The sequence below is a fragment of the Pseudomonas sp. B21-054 genome (assembly GCF_026016345.1).
In the GTDB taxonomy this organism is placed as follows: Bacteria; Pseudomonadota; Gammaproteobacteria; order Pseudomonadales; family Pseudomonadaceae; genus Aquipseudomonas.
Genome location: NZ_CP087204.1, coordinates 3,769,325 through 3,783,938 on the forward strand (window position 1 = coordinate 3,769,325; position 14,614 = coordinate 3,783,938).

The following is a 14,614-nucleotide window of genomic DNA, read 5'->3' on the forward strand; positions in this document are numbered from 1 at the left end:
CGTAACCATGGACGACAAACGTGCCTGCGCTTGTCAGTCCATGGAACGAATGCGCTCAACCAAACGTGCCTGCAGAACCTTGAGTTCCTCAGGATCGGCCTTCCCTCTCCCATGTTCGCCAGGCGTTTCACCCTCCCAACGCGGGATGATGTGCACATGAATGTGATAGACCGTTTGCCCGGCCACAGCGCCATTGAACTGGGCGATCTGTACGCCGTCCGGCTTCAACTCATCCACGATGACGCGCGTGAGCCGCTGCACGGCAGACATCATCGCCGCGAGGATAGCGGGTTCGACCTCCAGAATATTGCGCGCCTGGGAGGCCTTGGGGATCACAAGGACGTGACCGCGGGATTGCGGAAAAACATCCAGGAAGGCCATGACGTCGGCGTCTTCATAAATCTGGTAGGACGGCGCTTCGCCCCGAAGGATCAGCGCAAAAATGTTCTGCGAATCGTATTGGCCGTGGAGGCTCATGATCAGTCCCTTATAAAGTGCTCAAGACAAGTGGGGCCAGCCAGCTGGCGACCGATCAAAAGGTTTAGCACAAACCGGTCCTCAGTGCCCGAGCACGTTGCAGTACCCGGGCCTGAGGCAGCATACGATCACGCCGTTTTTTTCAACGTGTCATAGGCTTCAAGCGAACGCAGCGAGTAGATGTATGCCGCCCCCGCATTCAGCGAGATCGCGGTGGCCAGGGCTGCGGCCACTTCCTCGCGGCTGGCGCCGGCCTTGATCGCCGAGTCCGTATGGGCAGCGATACAACCGTCACAGCGAGTGGTGACAGCGATGGCGATGGAGATCAATTCGCGCGTCTTGGCGTCGAGCACGTTGTTTTCGCTGGCGGCTTCGCCAAGGGCCATGTAGGCCTTGACCATTTTGGGGTTGCTCTTGCCCAGCGCGCCAAAGGCTTTCTGGATGGTGGGCAATAATTCGGACCAGTTATTGAACATGGCATTAACTCCTGAGTGGGTTGGGTGTACTGTTTCGACGCACTCAGTTTTTCACCCTGACGCCCTTCGGGTTTGTTCAATCCGCTCAGTTTTTTTTGCGAAATGCTCAAATGAATGCGATCGATAAACTCATCAGCCTGGCCAACGTGCGCGGCAGCCTGGACCTGCGTTGCCAGTTCCAGGGCGACTGGGCTGTGGATCATGAACAGCAAGTGCTGGGCAAGGCGCCCTATCACATCGTGTTGGCGGGGGAATGCCGGGTAGAGTTTGCCGACGGGCAGCGTTTGCCCATGCGCGCCGGTGACATTCTGCTGTTGCCGCGTGGCGCCCGGCACCTGGTGCACAGCCCCGGAAAAACCCTGGCGCCGACCACGCCAGACATCGTCCCTGCAAACCCGTTGCCAATCCATCGCATTGGCGGCGCCAGCCCTGAACTGGACATGCTCTGCGGTGGTTTTCACTTCAACCGCGCCTCGCTGTTATTTGCATCCCTGCCCGAATACCTGTTGATTCCCAGCGGTGCCTTGCCGGCCAATGGACCGCTAACGGCGTTGGTCGAGGTCATTCGAGGCGAAGCGGACGAGGACAAGGTTGGCGCTCGGTTTTTGCTCGACGCGCTGTCCCAGGCGCTGTTCACCCTGATCCTGCGCGCTCACCTGGCCAACCACGGCCAGGACAGCGGCTCGCTGGCCCTGCTCGGCGACAAACGCTTGGGTCGGGCCTGGCAGGCGATGTTGGCGGACCCTGCCCACGAGTGGACGATTCAAAGCCTGGCCGAGACCGCCAGTATGTCGCGCGCCTCCTTCATGCGGGCGTTCGTTCGAGTGGCCGGGGTGTCGCCATGGGTGTTGTTGACGCAAGTGCGCATGGAGCTGGCGTTCGGCCTGCTGAGCCATTCACATCTGGGCTTGAGCGACATCGCCGTGCAGGTGGGTTACCAATCCCAGGCGGCGTTCAGCAAGAAATTCAAGGAGATCTATGGCCAAGCCCCCGGAAAAGTACGGCGTGACATGTGAGGCTGATGGGGCAGCTCAGGCGACATCAGGCCCCAGGGCCGGATGCTCGCGCAGGCGGTCAACGATGTAATCGACGAAACTGCGCACGCGCATTGAAGCCTTGCGTCGTTCCCGGTAAACCACTTGGACCGGTGTCGAGGTCGGTTCATACGGTTGCAAGACCCTGCGCAAGCGCCCGCTGTTCAAATAGTCGTACAACGGATAGCTCACACACCGTGTCAACCCTGCCCCATGGGCTGCCGCATCGATGGCCGACTGTAGGGTCGCGCAACTGAGCCGCGTGCGTGCCCTGACGTTGCTCTGCTCACCCTGGGTCTGAAATGACCACTGAACGCGTTCCTGATTGGCTTGCGTGGCGATCAGTCGATGCTTTTGCAAATCCTGCGGCACGACAGGCTCACCGTGGGCAGCCAGGTAGGCCGGACTGCCGCAAACGATCGAGCGAACACTGCCAACCGAACGGGCGACCAATGAAGAATTGGGCAAATGCCCCACCAGCACGGCCACATCCACCCCTTCCTCATTCATGTTCGGAAAACGATCGTGGTAATGCGCGAACACCCTTATCTCGGGATAGAGATCCATGTAATCGGCCAGCAACGGTGCCATGACATAGCGGCTGAAGAGCAACGGCAACCATACCGTCAGGCTGCCCTGCGCCTGGACATGCAACCCCTGGGCGCAAGCCTCGGCGTCATCGATCCCTTTGAGGATCCGTGAGCAATCGGCCATGAATGCCGTTCCGGCTTCAGTCAGCAGCACCCCGCGAGTGCTTCGTGACAATAATTGCACGCCAAGTCGTGCCTCCAGCCGGGCAATGGCACGCACCACGGTGGGACCGGATACGTTGAGGCGCTGGGCGGCCGATGCGAGGCTCGGACTTTGCGAAAGCGCATGGAACATCAGCATTTCATGGTAGCGCGCCATCAGCCGATTCCTTTGACCAGCGACTTGAGCGTCTCATCGCCCCCGAGCCGACCGGCGAGAAAATCGACGAACGTGCGCACCTTGGCAGGTACTCGATTGCTCTTCTGGTACACCACGTGGATCGGCAAGGCCGGCAGCTCGAAGTCCTCGAGCACCACTTCCAGCGCGCCGTCAGCGACGTGCCTGGCCACTTGATAGGACAAGACCCGCGTGATCCCCCAGCCCAGGCAGGCAATATTGATCGCAGCCTGATTGGCGGTGACCACCAGGCGCGGGTCAAAGCGCAAACTCAGCGGGTTGGCACCTTCCATGAATTGCCAATCGCTCAGTAAGTGACTGGCAGACGACATCACGATCCTGGCCGCCTTCAGCTCCGCAGGGTGCCGTGGCCTTCCATATCGCTCGAAGTACGCGGGCGCCGCGCAGATCACCTGCCGGACTTCTCCGACCTTGATGGCGTGTTGACCGTTTTCGTGCAAATGACCGATGCGTATCGCTACATCGATCCCTTCATCGGTCATGTTCACCACACGATCGACCAACAATGCATTGAGGTGCACCGAGGGAAACTGATCCAGGTAATCGGTCAGCAGTGGCGCAACGTACAGTTCGCCAAACAGGACCGGCGCCGTGACGGTCAGATAGCCGCACGGTATCGAGTAGCTGCCGGCAGCCGCCTCCTCCGCTTCATCGAGTTCGCTCAAAATCCGTCGACAATCTTCCAGATAGCGTTGGCCCGCTTCGGTCAGATGCACATTGCGGGTCGTCCTGGACAACAGCTGGGTACCGATCCGTTCTTCCATCGCAGCGATGGCGCGCGTCACGCTCGGCGGTGAGATGTGCAAGCGACGGGCGGCCGCGGCAAAGCCTTCCTCTTCGGCAACCGCTATAAAAATCTGCATTTCCTGAAAGCGGTCCATGGACGATCCAGTCTTGATGGGGGCGTCTACTGCGGGGCGCGACGGGCTTGCCGCAAATGCTCCACGGCACGCCCGTGCGGTTTGAATCAGGCTTGTTGCAAGCCCTTGGCGGTACGTTGCATGCCAACGAAATTCGGCAACGCTTCGATGCTGCCCAGCCACGCGCGGACATGAGGATAGTCAGTCAGCGCGACATTCCCTTCCGGTGCGTGTGACACGTAGGTGTAGGCGGCAACGTCGGCGATGGTCGGCTTGTCACCCGCCAGGAATGCACGCTGGCCCAACTCGCTCTCCATGACCTTCAGCAAGGCATGGGAACGGTTGATGGCGTCCTCGGCGTTATAACCGGCGCCAAACACCGTGATCAATCGCGCGTTGGCCGGCCCTGAGTTGATCTGCCCGGCGGCGACCGAAAGCCAGCGCTGGACCTGCGCCTGTGCGAGTGGATCGCTCGGCAACCATTGCTCATCGCCATACTTGGCCGCCAGGTACACCAGGATTGCATTGGAGTCAGCCAGGACAGTGCCGTTGTCATCGATCACCGGGACCTGGCCAAAACGGTTGAGGGCCAGGAACTCCGGGGTCTTGTGCTCGCCTTTCATCAGATCCACGGATATCAGTTCGGTCGGCAGGCCAAGCAGCGAGAGCATCAGTTCGACGCGATGGGCGTGACCAGACAATGGGTGGCGATAAAGCTTGATCGCTTGCTGAGACATGACGTACTCCATGTAGTTTTTGGACTCGAGGCGGGAATCGCGTCGATGGCGCTATCCTCCCCTCCAACCCCAAACAGCGGAATCACCAGCTTTTACAATCCAGTATTTCACTATTTGAAACAGTCAGCCCCGCTGGCCAGTCCATGTCCTCACACCTCAAGTACCACCGTCTCACTGCCCTGGGCCGGCACCGCGCAACAGATCAGCACCTCATCGTCAGCCAGGGGCTCCGCCGGGCTGTTGAGGTAATGCACCTGGCCGCGTTTCAGGCGGGTTTTACAGGTGCCGCAGGAGCCGCCGCGGCAGCTGAACTCCGGACTCAAGCCGCGCGCCTCTGCCAGTTCGAGCAACGTGCCACTGCCTGGCTCCCAACGGGCCTCCTTGCCGGAGCTGGAGAACAACACCTTCACCGCTTCGCTCGCCGCAGGCGTTTGCGGCGCCGCGGGTATGCTGACTTCGACGTCCCGCACCAGCGTCGACGGACCGAAGGTTTCGGCGTGAATACGCTCGTCAGGGATGCGCAGTTTGCGCAGGCCGTCATACAGCGCCTGGGTGAAACTGCCCGGCCCGCACAGGTAGTAGTCGTAGTCATTGAGCGGGAGGAGTGTCTTGAGCAGCTCCACGTCGATCCTGCCCGCGGCATCGTAACCTTCGCCCACGCCCGCCTCGGTGGGCGGTTGGCTGACCATCCGCAGTATCCGCAACTTGTCCCCGGCGCGGGCCGCCAGCGCGTCGAGTTCAGCACGAAACGCCAGGTCAGCCACCGTGCGTGCGCTTTGTACCAGCCAGACCGGGCGCATGCGGCTGATGCGTTGTCCTTGGTAAACCACCTCGCGCAACATCGACAACAGCGGCGTGATGCCGACACCCGCGGCAAGGAGCACCAAGGGCCGTCGCTCGGTGGGCTGGACCGTGAAGTGCCCTTGGGGCGCCCGCGCTTCAATCTCGTGCGCCACCTGGATCTGGCCATGCAGGTGCGATGACACCGAACCGTCGCGCTTGACGCTGATGCGCAGGAAATCATCCGACGGCGCGCTGGAGACGCTATAGGTTCGAATCGACGGCGTCCTTTGGCCTTCCAGCAAGATCCGCACAGGCAGATGCTGGCCGGCTTCAAACTTGGGCAAGCCGACCCCATCAGTGGCTTGCAGATAGAAAGAGCGAATGTTGTGGCTTTCATCCACCACGCGCTCGACCCGCAATGAACGCCAGTGGGTCCGCAGGGCTTCGGCCTGCAAGCGCTCGGCGGCTTGCGCCCAGCTCCCGGTCATCAACGAATTGGGCGACGCGCCCTCGGCCTGGTCCTTCCAACGCAGCGGGAGCGCGGCCTGACGGTAGACAATGCGCTGCGGCGTGAAGCGCAATAGCCGCTCGGCACCCTGGAACGCGGTGATTTCGGGGTCGTCCAGCAGCACTTGGGCCGAACCGCTCATTTGCAGGAGGTCGCAGGTCTGAAAATCAATGAACACCAACCCCGCCCGTGGGTTCAGCAGAATATTTCCCAAGGTGTTGAAGAACAGGTTTCCAGAGAAATCGGGGATGGTCAGCGTGCCGTTTTCATCCATGCGCACGAACCCCGGCTTGCCGCCACGGTGAGAGGCATCGACTTGCCGCTCGCCGTCACGGACCACATAGCTGGCGATGTAAAACGAATCGGCCTGTGTGACCAGGCGCCGGACCAACGGGGCCGTCGGGGTCAGTTGAACAGGCTCGGCAGCCTGTTCTTCGACAAAGGCGTACTGGCGCAGGTTGATGTAGCGCGGGCAATTGCCATAGGCCTGGCTCACTGAAATCTCGAGCCCTTCGTCAAGTTGACGACGCACAGTGCCGTTCATGCGGTTACGTCGGCGAGTGTGCAACTCGATCCCCAACATACCGATGGCATCCCCCTCGCCCATGCCCTCCTGGGCCGGGTCGCTCGGTTGCGGCTTGATATCGATGTGCAAGGTTTGCGGGTTGGGCGAACGCATGAAGCCAGGCTGCCCCGCGCGCAGGGTGGCCCATACGTCGCCCTGGCGATCCACGGCCCCCAAGACCACGAAGGGCAGCTGGGCATAGAACTCCCGATGCTGATCCGGCATCCACGTGCGAGCCAATTGCCGTTGACCGACACTGGCCATCATGTCGACCGCTCCGACAGCGCGCTGCAAGGTCAGCTCACCTTCATGCCAGGGGGAGGATTGTGGTTTCGTGGCTTCGTTCATCAGCTACTCCTCGCGCCGGGGCCTTGCAGCCTGCGTCAGTGCGCTACGATTAGGGAAGCAGCGCGACACCTCTTGCAGAGGCGTGCATTGCAGGTGGGGCCATCTTCTTCCCAAAGCGACTTCGCAGGAATACGCACAAACTGGAATCCACTCTTTCATAAAATGAAATGGCGTCTTCCAGGTGGGTCAGTTTGGATGAATGCTGAATGTGCCGGCGCCTTCGCGAGCAAGCTCGCTCCCACATTGGATCTTCGGTAGGCCCGGAACTTGTGCGCGACACCGATTCCCTTGTGGGAGCGAGCTTGCTCGCGATCGCGGTGGCTCAGTTTGGATGAATGTTGGATGTGCCGCCTTCGAGCAAGGGTCAGCGTCCCAGGGCAAGTGCCACTTTTTGCTGCAAGTCGCTTTGCGAAAACGGTTTGTGCAAGACCGGGTGATCGGCGAATTCGCTCGGTAGCCCACTGGCGCCATACCCGGTGCTGAATAAAAACGCGATGCCGCGATCACGAAGAATTTCAGCCACCGGGAAAACCCGTTCGCCAGCCAGGTTGACGTCGAGGATGGCCAGGTCGATCTCCGCCAGGCGGGCTACTTCACATGCGGTGACGAGCCGCGCCACTGACGCCCGCACCTCGCATCCGAGTTCCTCCAGCATTTCCTCGATCATCATGGCAATCGCGCCTTCGTCCTCGACAACGAGCACCCTGATGCCAGCGAATGGAGTCATGCCACGGACGCTTCAATCAGAAACGAGAAGCGGCAGAACACACCTTGCGGGGCGAAGGTCAGGTCAAATGTCCCACCCAGATCGCGTTCGATGCAACGTTTCATCAAACGAGACCCCAGCCCTTCCCGTTTTGGCTGAGACACCGACGGTCCTCCCTGCTCACGCCAGTCCAGGGTCAGCAACGTTCCGTTCGATTGGGGTTGCAGCGCCCAGGTCAAGGAAAGCGTACCCGTTTCGACTGACATCGCGCCGTACTTGAGCGCATTGATCGCCAGTTCATTGAGCGTCATCGTGAGGTTGAGCGCGACCCGCGTGCTGACATCGACTGACGCACCGCCCACCACGATGCGGCTGGGCTCGTGGCCGAATACCGGCATCAGCACTTCCTGGGCCAGGGAGTCCAGGGGCGTACGGCCCCAATGTCGCCGCGTCAAAAGATCATGGGCACGGGACAAGGCAAGAAGCCTGGCCTCAAAACGGTAATAGCCGTCCTTCGCGTCCTCGGCGTTGCGCGCCGTTTGCGCCGCCAGGGATTGCACCGTGGCCAGAGTGTTCTTGACCCGATGGTTGAGCTCGTCGATCAACGTCTTCTGCCGGTTTTCCGCCTGCTTTCGCTCGGTGATGTCCACCAGCATATTGATCGCCCCCACCAGGTTGCCATCGGCATCATGCAGGGGGGTGGGATACGGAGCGAAGGGCACGCGGGTCCCGTCCGGTCGCTCGGCAACCGCCTCGACGCCTCGAATCGGGCGGTTTTCCTTCAAGGCCACCGCCATCGGGCATTCGTCGTGGGGCAGCGGGCTGTCGTCGGTATTGAACAGCTTCCAGGTCACGCACCACATGTCGCCCAACTGAGGGACGCGCCCCGACAATTCCACAGCCGCGCGATTGTAGAACGTGATGTGGCCTTCTGAATCGGTGGTATAGACCGCGGCGGGCAACGCTTCGAGAATGTTACGCAGATGCTGTTCACTTTCACGAATCTGGCTTTCCATCTGCTGGGCCATCGTGACATCGACGGTGAAGCAGCGCGTGCTGAAAAGCTTGCCGTCCTCGAAGCGTCCATTGGAGGTGATCGCGACATGCTTGATCGAACCGTCCTTGGCTCTTAGACGCGCCGGATAACTTTCCAGGCAGTCACCGCTGCCCAGTTTATTGAGGATGTCACCAATCACCGGGGCATCCACATGAAACTCTGTGATGGGGTGACCTATGTATTCTTGCTCCGAGTAACCCAGCAGCGCCAATTCAGCCCTGTTGGCACGCAGGATGATGCCTTCGCCGCTGACAATGTGCAGCCCCACCGCACTGTTGTCGAAGAAGTCTTCCAGGTCGGCACTTTTACGCCGCAGTTCCTCGGCCATGGCATGGTGTGCCGTGACATCCTGAAAGCAATTGATCGCGCCTTGGACTCTGCCCCAGCGGTCTTTCAGAGCGCGGATGTTCATCAACGCCACGAACCGCGAGCCGTCCGGACGCTGGATGATGACCTCTTGATTGCGCGGCGCAGTTCCCGCGTTGAGCGCCGAGGCCGTCGGGCTGTCTTCGAATCCCAGTGGCGTACCGTCGGTTGAAAAAAGTCGATGCGAGCCGCAGAAGCGATCCCCCTGCTCGCCGAGTACCGGCGCCCTGCCCCACAGCTCGGCGGCCTCACTGTTGTACCTGAGGAGCCATCCGTCGCGATCGCAGAGATACACCGCTCCAGGAATGGCATCGAGCACGCTTGCCCCCATGGCAACCAGGCTGTCGTATTCGCTGGGGGCAACGGTTTCCAGGGCAAGCTCTTCAACATTTGACATTAACCGATCCTCAATCCGCCTGGCTGAAACGTCCCTGCTGTCTGTCGACCAAAAATTATCATCCTGAGTCGGCGATCCCAGCTCGGATTAACCCCATTGAATGCGGGTAAGGATATTTTCTAAAACTGCAGTGCTGAACTCTTGATCCTGATTCGCTTTGCGAGTTCATAAAAAACCCGCACATCGTAACCGTTAGTTCCACCTTCAGGTAGGCCGAGGCTTGGGGGGACGGTTGCGCACCGCCAGGACCTTCCGCCGCGCTGCTCGCCAGAGGGTGGCATGCCTTCAAAGCCTGAACCTTCAGCACGTCGGAGTCGCCCTACACTGGGCACCCACAGCCCACGTAAGCGACTCCGCGACCGCCGATCTCAATGGAGCCTGATCGGGAGTATTCTTTTCCGTCATATTCATGACGTTATTCGCGCATAAATGGTTGTTTCAAACGTGAAACCCACTTTGCCAGTTTAGGTTACGATGAGCGGACGAGAGATCAGGAGGATCTTGAGCATGACGTGCAGAGTAATAGTGGCAGATGACCACCCACTGTTTCGCGAAGGGATGCTGAGAACCATAGAACGACTTCTGCCGACGGCATCCGTAGAACAAGCCGGCAACCTTAATGAGGTATTGGCGCTCGCCCGGTCGGGCGCGGAAGTCGACTCGCTGATTCTTGATTTGCGCTTCCCCGGCATCCAGTCACTGCAAGTCATCGGGCATTTGCGCAACGAGTTCAAACGCACCTCGATCATTGTGGTTTCAATGATTGACGACATCGACATTATTTCCCAGGTCATGTCACTGGGTGCAGACGGTTTTATTGGAAAGAATATCGACCCCACCGGCATCGCCGAAGCCATCATGGCGATTCGAGAAGGCGAAGTGATCGTCCGATATCACTCGGAAAACGCAATCCTGGATGACTTGCAGTCAGCGTCTCTTACCCAACTGACGGCGCGCCAGCGCCAGGTGCTTGGCCTGGTGGCTGATGGCAAGACCAACAAGGAAATCGCCAAGGAACTGGGCATTTCACCTTTCACGGTTCGAATCCATGTTTCAAGCCTGCTCAAAGCACTGGGAGTCCCGACCCGCGCGGCCGCAGCCGCACAACTTTCCAATTTCTCCAGCAGTACTGACTGGGCAGGAAAAGGCAAACCGTAGACGCGTCGGTCTTCAGCATGACGCCCTGCGAAACGATGGTATAAAAAACAGGCATGACAGTCGCAAAGTTATATAAACCGTCATCCTCGCGTCCCCTATTCAAAGCCATAGCACACTTGTGCTATGGCTTGCGCCAGCTTTTACACTCTACTCTGTGAGTGCTCTATTAAGGCTGACGCGAGCAGTCAACATACCTAGACAACAATGAGCCATGCGCCGGGCAGATGACCGCGCGTATCGATGCTTTGTGGCTTGCGGGCCCTATTGGGTTAAACAGTTCGATTGGCTGCGCAACGCTGGGCCAACTTCACCGTTTGTTCGGCTGAAGAATGGAACGGTCCTGAAAACACCAACTCAAGGTAAGTCTCTATGTCCTTCAACTATGGAAAAACACTAAAAAATGGAGTAGCACTGGGCGTGCTGGCTGGGCTCATCAGCGGCTGTACAAACTCGGGCGACTTGATGAACTCCTTGAACTCCTTGAATTCCTTGACTGCCTTGAACTCGGGCGCGAAAAAATTCGATACCGCTTACCTGCAACAGACGATTTATCCCGGCAAGACAACCAAAAGCCAGATTACCCAGATGTTTGGCGCCCCCTCGACCGAAGCGCTCAACTCGACAAGTAGCAGTAACGAGTCGAATTGGACTTACAGCAAACAGGATGAGGGTCTCGACAGGTATATGAAATTAGCGAACAAGTATGTATCGGACGAGACACGCATGAAGTTGTATGACACCTCGGCACAAATAGCCAAAGTGCAAAGGGTGGCCAATGACGTCAGCAGTGCAACCGGCACCAAGACCTCTCAGGGCCAAGCTCAGGGGTCAATATTGACGATCTACTTCGTCGACGACGTAGTGAAATATTACCGGCTCTACTGAGCCCCATGGCAATCCGCCGGTTCGGCTTGCCCGCTGGCCTGATTAGGCCTGGTGGTTAGCCGAATCGGCTTGATCCACTCTCTCCAGGTCCCTCCGCTCACCGCCCCCCTTGCGGGCCTCTACGCAATCCTTTCAGCCGCGACTTCATTTATCGAAGGGAGCGTCAAAGGGTTACGCAACTACACTCGCATTGCACGAAGCCCAGCATCTACCCGATCATGAGGTTGAAGGTCAGTGGAAAAGAACAGCGAACTCAATCAGGCCACAGTGCGCCTGATCGTCAGCGCCTGTGCGCTGGTGTATATCATCATCCTCGCTAGCATCGAGACCGATAACGCCGCGGCCTACACGCCGATCATCATTTACATCGTGGCGTTCATCATTGCGTCGGTGCTCCTGCGCTTGCTCATCCAGCGCAAGCCGGGGCACTTCTTCTGGCGACGCCTTTTCACCATGTTCCATGACTATGCCGGCATTGCTTTTGCCATGGTGCTGGGGGGGAAAGCGCACTGCCCATTTACGCAGCACTGCTCTGGGTGACGCTGGGCAACGGCGTGCGTTTCGGTTCCCGCTACCTGGCACTGGCGACCGCCCTCGCACTGTCGGTATTGGTGCTGATTTTCTGGCTCAATCCATTTTGGCGGACTCAGCCCTACCTGTTCTTGATGCTAATCGTGACCACCGTCGTGGTGCCGGCCTATGCGCATACTCTGCTCAAGCGCACGCGGATTGCCTCCGAGGAGGCGATCATGGCCATCCAGGAGAAATCACGCTTCCTGGCCCAAGCCAGCCATGACCTGCGTCAACCGATCCACTCCATCGGCCTGTTCACCGCCTGCCTGCGTGACGCCAAGCTCGGCCTGGAAGAATTGCGGCTGGTGGACAACATCGACCGTTCGCTGCACACCGTGTCGCAGCTATTTCGCTCAATCCTCGATATCTACACCCTGGACCACGGCAAACTGGTGCCACAGGCAGACACGATTCACTTGGGCGCTCTGCTGCAGGACGTCGTCAGACAGAACACCGAGGCGGCACGCTGGGCGGGGGTTGAGCTGCGCTTGCGGGCCAGCCCTCATTGGGTCAACGTCAATCCTGGGCTGTTGACCACCATGGTCCAGAACCTGCTGTCCAACGCACTCAAATATGCCCCGGGCCGGCCGGTACTGATCGGCGTACGCCGCCAGCGCAGCGGCCTGGCCGTGGTGATCTACGACAAGGGGCGGGGTATCGCTGCCGAACACTTGCCGGAGGTATTCAAGGAGTTTTATCGGGTGCGCCACGTGCGCGATAAGGATGTCGAGGGACTGGGCCTCGGGCTGTCCATCGTCAAACGCATCAGCCAGTTACTGAATGTCGATATTCACATCGATTCCAGGGTCGGACGGGGCACCAAGGTCGCGATCAGCGGCCTGGAACAAGCAACGCCAAGGGTCACGACACCCAAGCTGAAGACGGTCCACAGTCGCCTGAACGGATTGCGGGTGTGCTTGGTAGAAGACGATGCCAATGTCTTGATGGCGACCTCGGTGCTACTGGAAAAATGGGGTTGCGAGGTACAACCCCACAGCGACGGCCAAGGGTTGACCAGCGATTGCGACATCATCATCGCTGACTTCGACCTGGGCACGAAGGTTTCAGGTTCCGAGTGCATTGCAGCGATACGCGAGCAACGCGGCTGGGAAGTGCCGGCGCTGGTCATTACCGGGCATGAAATAGCGCGGATACGCGAGTCATTGCAAAGCCTGAATATCTCGGTCCTGGCCAAGCCGGTGCGACCGCCGGAACTGCGCGCGGTATTGCTGGAGTTGGTCAAGGCAGATGGATCCTGGGGGCGGCTCGACGTTTCAAAAATTCCCGCCACCTGACCCACCGCTTTCGCGAGCAAGCCCGCCCCCACAGGGAGCGGGCTTGCTCGTGTCTCAGCCGACCCAGCCGATCGCCGTCTTCGGTATCACCTCGGACTCATCGAGCTTGGAAGCGAACATACTCACCGCTTCGAGTGCATCAGTCGTCCCGGCGCGGATCTGCAGGATAACCGAGCCCGCCTGGTCTGCCAGCGTGACCCCACGGAGTGCGCCTTCATGGGTGACGTTCATGCTCGCGACGGCTTCCCGGGTCTCTGAAAGAATCATGCCGATCATCTCGGCAATCTCGGCTGTCGAACGGCTTGTCCGCCCTGCCAGTTGCCGAACTTCGTCGGCGACCACCGCAAAGCCCCGGCCCTGGTCCCCTGCCCGTGCGGCCTCGATTGCCGCGTTAAGCGCCAGCAGGTTGGTCTGGTCGGCGATACCGCGAATGGTGTTGACGATGGCGGTGATTTCCTCGGAACGAGCCCCCAACTGTCCAACCAAACGCCCGGATGCCCCGATATTGTCGGCGATCTGGCGCATTTCCTTGGCCGTCTGCTGGATAACCTGCGCGCCCTGTTCGGCGACTTTCTCGGTCTCGGAGGAGATGTGGTAGGCACGGGAGGCTCCGCGTGAATCTTCTTCGAACTTCTCGACTCGTTCGGTGATGTCGCTCGCAAACTTCACGATCTTGCTCAGCTTGCCTTCGGCATCGTAGACCGGGTTGTAGCTGGCCTCCAGCCAAACGACCTTGCCGTGCTTGCCGAGACGCTTGAATTGCCCGCTGAAGAACTCACCGTTATTAAGGCGACGCCAGAAATCGCTGTACTCGGAACTGCTGACCAGGTTCGGCTCGCAAAACATCCGGTGGTGTTTGCCCTTGATCTCGGCCAGTGAGTAATTCAGGGTGCCAAGGAAGTTATCGTTTGCAGTCAGGACGTTACCGTTCAAATCGAATTCAATCACTGCCATCGCACGATCAAGCGCTGCCAACTTGCCTCGTGTTTCCGCCTCGCTGACGACCCGAGCGGTGACGTCGAGAGCATACTTGACGACCTTGGCGACCCGGCCTTGTTCGTCCATCACAGGGTTATAACTGGCCTCCAGCCAAACGTTCTGGCCCTGCGAGGTGCGTCGCTGAAAAGTGCCGGATACGAATTGGCCTGCCCGCAGCTGGCTCCAGAATTCGCGGTATTCGGCGCTGCCTGTCAGCGCGGGGGTGCAGAAATCCCGATGGGACAGCCCCGACAACTGTTCGGCGCGATAGCCCATGGTTTTCAAGAAGTTCTCGTTGGCGCGCAGTACCTTGCCGTCCGGGCTGAATTCGACCACAGCCATGGACCGTTCTAGAGCACCAACCAATCCCTTGTATGTTGCCAATTCGGCTGTCTTAGCCGTCAGTTCATCTTTTAGAGTTTTATTAAACATGACGTACCCTCGGCGAACCCGGAAATCAATC

12 protein-coding genes and 2 pseudogenes are annotated in these 14,614 nt (G+C 59.3%); 4 read left to right on the forward strand and 10 right to left on the reverse strand.

Translation table 11 applies throughout. The annotated features are described in order from the left end of the window. Nucleotides 1–33: 33 nt before the first annotated feature. Nucleotides 34–477, reverse strand: a complete 444-nt coding sequence (locus LOY70_RS16390; RefSeq protein ID WP_265028461.1) for an HIT family protein — start codon at nt 475–477, stop codon at nt 34–36. A gap of 128 nt (nt 478–605) precedes the next feature. Next, nucleotides 606–953: a carboxymuconolactone decarboxylase family protein gene (locus tag LOY70_RS16395; protein ID WP_265028462.1), complete on the reverse strand. Its 348-nt coding sequence runs from the start codon at nt 951–953 to the stop codon at nt 606–608. A gap of 110 nt (nt 954–1,063) precedes the next feature. On the opposite strand from LOY70_RS16395, the gene LOY70_RS16400 reads away from it, so the two are divergent. After that, nucleotides 1,064–1,969 carry an AraC family transcriptional regulator gene (locus tag LOY70_RS16400; RefSeq protein ID WP_265028463.1) on the forward strand — a complete coding sequence of 302 codons (906 nt, stop codon included), beginning with the start codon at nt 1,064–1,066 and terminating at the stop codon, nt 1,967–1,969. Nucleotides 1,970–1,984: 15 nt separating this feature from the next. Here LOY70_RS16400 and LOY70_RS16405 read toward each other — a convergent pair whose 3' ends face one another. From LOY70_RS16405 to LOY70_RS16430, 6 genes are all read right to left on the reverse strand, one after another. Further along, nucleotides 1,985–2,896: a LysR family transcriptional regulator gene (locus LOY70_RS16405; protein ID WP_265028464.1), complete on the reverse strand. Its 912-nt coding sequence runs from the start codon at nt 2,894–2,896 to the stop codon at nt 1,985–1,987. Beyond that, nucleotides 2,896–3,816 carry a LysR family transcriptional regulator gene (locus tag LOY70_RS16410; RefSeq protein WP_265028465.1) on the reverse strand — a complete coding sequence of 307 codons (921 nt, stop codon included), beginning with the start codon at nt 3,814–3,816 and terminating at the stop codon, nt 2,896–2,898. Before LOY70_RS16410 ends, LOY70_RS16405 begins: the two co-directional genes overlap by 1 nt. Nucleotides 3,817–3,902: 86 nt before the next feature. Then, nucleotides 3,903–4,532, reverse strand: coding sequence for a glutathione S-transferase family protein (locus tag LOY70_RS16415; RefSeq protein WP_265028466.1), 630 nt, complete (start codon nt 4,530–4,532; stop codon nt 3,903–3,905). Between the two features lie 149 nt (nt 4,533–4,681). After that, nucleotides 4,682–6,736 (reverse strand): FAD-binding oxidoreductase, encoded by a 2,055-nt coding sequence (locus LOY70_RS16420; protein ID WP_265028467.1) that lies wholly within the window; start codon nt 6,734–6,736, stop codon nt 4,682–4,684. Between the two features lie 364 nt (nt 6,737–7,100). Continuing rightward, nucleotides 7,101–7,463 carry a response regulator gene (locus LOY70_RS16425; protein WP_123346720.1) on the reverse strand — a complete coding sequence of 121 codons (363 nt, stop codon included), beginning with the start codon at nt 7,461–7,463 and terminating at the stop codon, nt 7,101–7,103. Next, complete coding sequence (locus LOY70_RS16430; RefSeq protein ID WP_265028468.1) at nt 7,460–9,262, reverse strand: PAS domain S-box protein; 1,803 nt, start codon at nt 9,260–9,262, stop codon at nt 7,460–7,462. Before LOY70_RS16430 ends, LOY70_RS16425 begins: the two co-directional genes overlap by 4 nt. Before the next feature lie 507 nt (nt 9,263–9,769). Between LOY70_RS16430 and LOY70_RS16435 the strand changes: the two genes are divergently transcribed. The 3 genes and pseudogenes from LOY70_RS16435 (at nt 9,770) to LOY70_RS16445 (ending at nt 13,173) form a co-directional block, all read left to right on the forward strand. Beyond that, the gene (locus LOY70_RS16435) at nt 9,770–10,420 is read left to right on the forward strand and encodes a response regulator (RefSeq protein WP_265028469.1); all 651 of its coding nucleotides are present in this window, start codon (nt 9,770–9,772) and stop codon (nt 10,418–10,420) included. Nucleotides 10,421–10,789: 369 nt separating this feature from the next. Further along, on the forward strand, nt 10,790–11,305 hold the full coding sequence (locus tag LOY70_RS16440; RefSeq protein ID WP_265028470.1) for a hypothetical protein: 516 nt from the start codon (nt 10,790–10,792) through the stop codon (nt 11,303–11,305). Nucleotides 11,306–11,539: 234 nt separating this feature from the next. After that, nucleotides 11,540–13,173, forward strand: a pseudogene (locus LOY70_RS16445) (hybrid sensor histidine kinase/response regulator). Nucleotides 13,174–13,227: 54 nt separating this feature from the next. Here LOY70_RS16445 and LOY70_RS30190 read toward each other — a convergent pair. Together LOY70_RS30190 and LOY70_RS30195 are read right to left on the reverse strand one after the other, a co-directional pair. Beyond that, nucleotides 13,228–13,842 carry a methyl-accepting chemotaxis protein gene (locus tag LOY70_RS30190; RefSeq protein ID WP_405045659.1) on the reverse strand — a complete coding sequence of 205 codons (615 nt, stop codon included), beginning with the start codon at nt 13,840–13,842 and terminating at the stop codon, nt 13,228–13,230. Next, nucleotides 13,816–14,583, reverse strand: a pseudogene (locus tag LOY70_RS30195) (PAS domain-containing protein); the annotation flags it as partial. The pseudogene LOY70_RS30195 and the gene LOY70_RS30190, both read right to left, overlap by 27 nt. Between the last annotated feature and the right edge of the window lie 31 nt (nt 14,584–14,614).